Origin of the sequence: Undibacterium sp. JH2W (assembly GCF_049340425.1) — a bacterium.
Classification (GTDB): Bacteria; Pseudomonadota; Gammaproteobacteria; order Burkholderiales; family Burkholderiaceae_D; genus Undibacterium.
This window is the reverse complement of the sequence record NZ_JBMPOT010000045.1, coordinates 1-6346: the sequence shown is the minus strand read 5'-3', so window position 1 is coordinate 6346 and position 6346 is coordinate 1. Positions and strand designations below refer to the sequence as shown.

Genomic DNA, 6346 nt, shown 5'->3' with positions numbered 1-6346 from the left:
TTTTATAACCGCCAGCGACGTCACTCGCGTCTTGGCAATATATCGCCAGCCTTATTTGCTGAAAATTTTAATCGGCACTCACAGGCAGCTTAGAACATGAGTGTCCGCTATTGACAGTACACCTCACGGCTCGTTGTTTTTTACAGTAAATTAGATCATTCGCCTTGTAGTGCCTATTCATCCTGAACAGGCCCACAAATTACAAGGCGTAACATGCAAACACAACCATCTATCCAACTCTGGCGCTTGCCACGTGTCATAGCCGAAACCGGTCTTTCAAAATCAGAAATCTATCGCCGCATTAAAGAGGGAACGTTCGTTCCCCAGATCAAGCTGGGCGCAAGGGCGATTGCTTTTGATTCGTCAGCCGTTCAGGCTTGGATTAAGTCCGTAATCCAAGGGGCGGCAAAATGAGCACCCATCAAGGTGCAGCAAGACTGGCACTGGAGGCTGCGCAACAACACGGCGGGATGTATAAAGCGCCTGATGTCATTGTCCAGGCCGATGCTGTCCATAAATCGTTCATGCGGGAGTATGAGCGCTTTCAACGAAATAAAAGAATTTACCCAGCCTTGATGACGACGCCAGACAGCTATCCGAAATTGTGTGAATTGTTTGAAGCCATCAAGGCCCACTTACACACACTTGCAAGTGACTATGTGGAAGATCAAGGATTAAAAATCAGGTTCAGCCATTTTGGCAGAACCTTCAGCGTCGAACTTTTGTATACTGGTCAATTGCGCCGCAATGAAGTGTATTTATCAATCGGCTACCCGGAGCCAATACATACACCAATGGCAATTATCGGTTTTCAAATGCCATGCCACTGGGAGTTTTGAAGATGGCGCACCATCAACTTGCCATCCGCCCGCATAAGCATTATGCTGTGCTTGTTACTGAAAAAGAAGTGACCGGGCGTGGAAACCTGAACTACATCAAAGCGCACAGGCCGCGCAATGCGGCTTTTTTACGTGCGTATGCTGTCATGCGTCTTCTATGGGCGGCGGTGGCGGGAGGCTTCGGCCTGCTGGTTTGCTTTGGTGTACCAGTTTCCAACCTGCCATTTGCTGCCCCCCCTTCTTGGAAAAAGGGGGAGCGGCTTAACCGCACACCAAGGAGGCCACCATGCCTAGTAAAACCACGCCTGAACAATTGCTATCCCCATTGTCAAAGAACGAGATTCAGCTAATTCAAGCCTATAGAATCATGGAGACTGGGTATCATCTTTCCATGCTCAATATGATGAAAGAATTGGCTCGAAAATATCCAGCAAATGCATCTTCTGATATCAAGGCGAACACGATTAAAGAAACTCCAATACCCACCTTGGCGAATTTGCGAGCTATTGGGTTCGATATAGAGTGCAATCAAATTGATCTTGAGGTGTTCATCGAATCGATCTTGGAAAAAGTGGATGATTTTCGAGTCCTCGATGAGCACAATAAGCGAGCGCTCAATGCTATTTGCTGTTTCTCAGGATATGCCGCACAAAAAGCAAAAGAAGCCAGAGAAAACAACGAGTTAATGCTGGAGAACATCGGCAATGCAATGGAGGGAGATTGCCATGTATAAGCATCCCGTTCAAACCGCTACATTACCCAATCTTGCTGGCACGCATTTGCCGCCTGTAAAACTGCTGATAGACGCCAATTACCAGAGTGCCGTCGATTGCGGCGTACGCGCCGCACAGGCGTTTTTTAACGAAGATGAAGCGGTCAGCCTGCATGCGCATCTGCCTGCCTGCATCATTACCTGAGCCTGCTACAGCAAGCCTGTGCTTTGCTGGAACCAGCGGAAACAGTTTGGCGACAGCATGAGCAGGCCAGCCGGGACGCCTTTTGCGCCGGTTATCTGGGGCGCATCCAGCAAGAATTACGCAGCTTGCGAGCACCACCTAGCCCGCCACGCCACGCCGCCGCGCTGCACTAAGAGGCAGACATGACACAGAAAAATCAAGTCAGTCGCATTTGTTCGCAAATGCGCTGGGTGTCCATACGTCTGTACTTTCTTTATCTGAATAGTTGTTCTCGCTTGCGCTTGAGGACGAAGAAGCCAAGGATTAGCTTATGACCAAGAAATACAATGAACGCCCCAGCATGGAAGCAATACAAGCCGCAATCAGCCATATCCCGCCAGATAATCGGGAGCTATGGTTAAAGGTCGGCATGGGTTTAAAGGAGGAACTGGGTGAACCCGGTTTTGATGTCTTCGACACCTGGAGCCAGAACGCCGCCAACTATGACGCAGCCGCAGTCAAAGCAAGCTGGAAGAGTTTTAAAACCAGCGGCAAGGTCGGTATAGGTACGGTGTTGTATGAAGCCCAGCAACGTGGCTTTAACATCAAAGACTTCGCACCAGCCAAACCGATCAGCGCAGAAGCCGCAGCCCAGATCGCACAAGAGCGGGCGCAACGTGTCGTAGCAGAACAAGCCGAAACCGAGCGCAAGCAAGCGGCTGCGGCCAGCAGTGCGGTCAAGGCATGGAGCAGCGCCAGCGACAGCGGCCAGTCTGCCTATCTGGAACAAAAACGCATTGCCGCCCACGGTGTACGCTTTGCCGCCAGCAAGGCCGGTGCTGTGCTGCTGATACCGCTACGCGACGCCAGCGACCAGCTATGCAACCTGCAACGCATTTTCCCGAACGGCGATAAGCGGTTTTATACCGGTGGACGGATGTCCGGCTGTTGCCATGTGCTGGGCGATGTCGCCGCCTCTGACTGGCTGTTGATAGCCGAAGGTTACGCGACTGGCGCAACTCTGCATGAAGCTAGCGGCCACGCGGTAGCAATCGCTTTCAGTGCCAGCAACCTTAAGCACATAGCAGCCCTCATGTGCGAACGCTACCCGGACAAACGGATTTTGCTGTGCGCCGATGACGACAGTGCAACTGAGCAGGCTACCGGAAAAAATCCCGGTGTCACTGCGGCCAGTGAAGCCGCCAGCGCCATCAACGGCAACTGGTGCAAGCCGCTGGGTTTGCTGGACAGTGGCAATGATTTTAACGACCTGGCGCAAGCCGCAGGCAATACAGAGGTACAAAGACAGATTGCAGCGGTCACGCAAGCAGAGCAGCAAAACCCAGCCGCCACAGCCGCCAGTAATGCCGCACAACCTAGCCAGATCAGCACACAGGCGACGATTGCCGAGCCGGTGCAGACTGATAAGACCGTTACAGAAAAAACGCCACACAAGCCACACCAAAACCCAGCACGCAAACCCGCTGGCGATGGGCAATCCTCCAAGCCGTTTTTTACGGTCAATAATGAAGGCGTGTTCTATCACGCTTTCCATGAGGGCGAACCGCTACCGGCTTTTAAAATCTGTTCCGCCTTACATGTGATCGCCAAGACCCGCGATGCTGCTAACGGTGAATGGGGCTATCTCTTGGAATTTAGCGACCCGGACGGCAATACAAAACGCTGGCCTATGCCCGCCAAGATGCTATCAGGCGACGGCACACAATACCGTGCAGACTTGCTCTCTATGGGTTTGATGATAGAGCCGGGCCTGAAGGTCAAAAATCATCTGACGACTTATATACAAACCGCTGAAGTCCCGGCGCGGGTGCGCTGTGTAGAGCGTACCGGGTGGCATGATGATGTTTATGTACTGCCAGATCGCAGCATAGGCCAAGGCGCGGAACAAGTGTTGTTTCAGACCGTGGGCGGTACGGCCTCGCAATTCAAGCAACGCGGCACACTGGCGGAATGGCAAAACCATGTGTCGGTATATTGTCGCGGCAATTCCCGTTTGCTGTTCTTTGTATCTGCAGGGTTTGCCTCTTTACTGCTGTATCACGCCAAAGTGCAAAGCTTTGGCTTGCATCTGATGGGCAGTAGTTCCACCGGCAAGAGTACCGCCATGAAAGTAGCCGCGTCTGTGTTTGGTGGCAGCGATTATGCTCAAAGCTGGCACGTCACCGATAATTCCTTGGAAGCGACTGCGCAAAAGCATTCCGATGCTTTGCTGGTGTTGGATGAACTAGGCCAAGCGGATGCCAAGATGGTAGGCAATATCGCCTATATGCTCAGTAATGAAAAAGGCAAGGGTCGCGCCACCCAGAACGCGACCGCCAAGAAAATAGCTACATGGCGAACCATTTTCATCAGTGACGGCGAATTGTCACTAGAGGCCAAGATGGCTGAAGCAGGCAAGACCACCAAGGGTGGCCAAGATGTAAGGATGGCGCATATTAATGCCGACGCTGGCAAGGGCTTAGGCTTGTTCGATACCGTACATGAATTTGCCGATGGGGCGGGTTTGTCGCGGCATCTGGTCAGTATGGTGCAGGCTTACCACGGCACAGCAGGACTAGCTTTCATCGCTTGGTTGGTGGATAACGTGGCGCAATTATCGGATGTGCTAGCGCACGCGATTAGCAGCACCACCAGCAGGCTATGTCCGTCGAATGCACACGGCCAGGTTAAGCGGGTGTCGGACTTCTTTGCTTTGGTAGCGGCTGGGCCGATGGCGAAGCAACTGACGCGGCCACCACTTGCTTTAACGACTGGTTGGCTAGCCGTGGCAGTGCAGGCGATATAGAGCATGATCGTATGCTTGCACTACTGCCTGACTTTATCCAGATCAACGGTGATTCCCGTTTCGCATGGGCGCACAGAGCGATGGATGACCATGCACCGAAGACGATTAACCAGGCTGGATTTAAGCGCATGGTGAGTAAGGCCGGTCATCCAATCAGGAACAATACCGACTGGCACAAGGAGTACGGCGACAAGGTGCATCCAGACGAAGCAGAAGGCGCAAGCATCGAATACTTCTTGATGCCTAAAGTATTCAAGGAGGAAGTTTGCAAAGGCTACGACGCCAGACTGGTAGCGGCCAAGATGGCGGACATGGGCGTATTTGAGAAAGACAAAGAAGGCAAGAGCAGCATTCTTGAGCGGTTTGCCGGGGCCAAGGCCAGATACTACAAAATACCAAGCGACAAGCTGCATGCCCTGATCGCCTAGACCAGCGTAGCGAACGGGCGGCGCGGCCTGTGGTGGCTGGGGGAGGATAGCCATTCGCGCTGCAAAATGGCCTTTCGCCAGACATGAAAATGCCAATACAGGGCAATTGGTTGCCTTTAATTCATTGTTTTACCGGAAAATCAAGCGTTTTGGTACACCGGTACACATCAAAACAGTCGTGGTACACTTTGCACGTGTGCCACGCAAACCTAATATCCATAAGGGTTTGCGGCCTGTTTGCATGCCTTGGTACACCGGTACACCGGAAAAAGAGTACACAGCTACTTTGTAATGCTGTTGACCACCTGCTTTTCTGGTATTTGTTCACATCTACTATTCATGCGGGTTTGCAGATCATACCGGGCTGCAAGCTGCGCCGTTACTAGTTATTGTCAAAAGCTAGGCAACATGCGGCTTGTCAAAGGAAAACCTGCATTAAGCTGCACCAATGCAGAGGCTTGACCTAGCGGTTCCGCCCTTAGTGCTTCTTCATGCGGGTAATTCGTACCCCGTCGATCATTTAGCAGCACACGTTCCAGCTTAGTTAAATGAACCAGGAGCAGGTTAAACAGATTTAGTTTCTCGAATTGCTTGATGAACTGCAAAGGCGGTATAAGGCTGGATGATGGGGGAGGGGGTGTCCGATCTCTAGCGATGGCCCCGGTCGAGACCGTGTGTTTAGGCCGCTTTCCCGTAGGTCGTATTTTTAGGATGGGGGGGTGTCAAAATTAAGCCTTCCATATCCAAATGGCTTGGTAAGTCAAAATTCCTTCGATGTGGCCTTGTGACTGGAATAGTGCCCCTTACGGCATGCCTTTGGTCGTCAGTATCCTTTGTGTACCAGTCCTGATGACGGGAAGGGATGCGTAATCTCTGGCAATATGATTTGACAAGACCGGCCTTAGCCACTTTTTTTGTGTGCGCAGGTTTTGGGGGCGGAGGGGGTAAAAGTAGAAAGCTTTTTGCGCGGAAACCGTTAGCTTAAGTGGCAATTTATGGAAAGCGTAAACTACCCCCTGGGGGTTTGAAATATACGTGCATTAATTGCAATAAATAAGATGTAAGGGGATTATTGCTAAAGGGCAATATTAGACGATCAAAAGTATTGTTAATCGATGGACAATATTGTCCCACTGCCTTATTCTTATTTTGTATTTGAGACAGTATCGATTTGGGTCATTAAATCTGAACTCAAGTCGTGACGACAGCTCCCTAAACAACTACGTAAGAAATACAATGAGCACTGACGGCTGAGGTATCCTGACTTTTTCGGACATTCCTGTTTGTTAAAATAAACGATCAGGAGAAATAATGAAACAGAAAAAAAGATATACCCCGGAATTGCGGGAAGAAGCGGTGAAACTTGTATTGGCGCAA

7 protein-coding genes are annotated in these 6346 nt (G+C 51.0%); all 7 read left to right on the top strand.

The features are described from left to right. Positions 1-213 precede the first annotated feature (213 nt). The gene (locus ACO0LC_RS28890; protein WP_423009678.1) at positions 214-414 is read left to right on the top strand and encodes a helix-turn-helix transcriptional regulator; all 201 of its coding nucleotides are present in this window, start codon (positions 214-216) and stop codon (positions 412-414) included. Then, complete coding sequence (locus ACO0LC_RS28885) at positions 411-839, top strand: hypothetical protein (protein ID WP_423009676.1); 429 nt, start codon at positions 411-413, stop codon at positions 837-839. Before ACO0LC_RS28890 ends, ACO0LC_RS28885 begins: the two co-directional genes overlap by 4 nt. Positions 840-1125: 286 nt before the next feature. Next, positions 1126-1572 carry a hypothetical protein gene (locus tag ACO0LC_RS28880; protein WP_423009674.1) on the top strand — a complete coding sequence of 149 codons (447 nt, stop codon included), beginning with the start codon at positions 1126-1128 and terminating at the stop codon, positions 1570-1572. Further along, positions 1565-1756, top strand: a complete 192-nt coding sequence (locus ACO0LC_RS28875; protein ID WP_423009672.1) for a hypothetical protein — start codon at positions 1565-1567, stop codon at positions 1754-1756. The genes ACO0LC_RS28880 and ACO0LC_RS28875 overlap by 8 nt, the downstream gene beginning before the upstream one ends. Before the next feature lie 23 nt (positions 1757-1779). Beyond that, positions 1780-1929, top strand: a complete 150-nt coding sequence (locus tag ACO0LC_RS28870) for a hypothetical protein (RefSeq protein WP_423009670.1) — start codon at positions 1780-1782, stop codon at positions 1927-1929. 137 nt (positions 1930-2066) lie between these two features. Continuing rightward, a complete protein-coding gene (locus ACO0LC_RS28865) occupies positions 2067-4541 on the top strand; it encodes a DUF927 domain-containing protein (RefSeq protein WP_423009668.1) in 2475 nt (824 codons plus the stop codon). 11 nt (positions 4542-4552) lie between these two features. Next, positions 4553-4969 (top strand): hypothetical protein, encoded by a 417-nt coding sequence (locus ACO0LC_RS28860; RefSeq protein WP_423009666.1) that lies wholly within the window; start codon positions 4553-4555, stop codon positions 4967-4969. The last annotated feature ends 1377 nt before the right edge of the window (positions 4970-6346 follow it).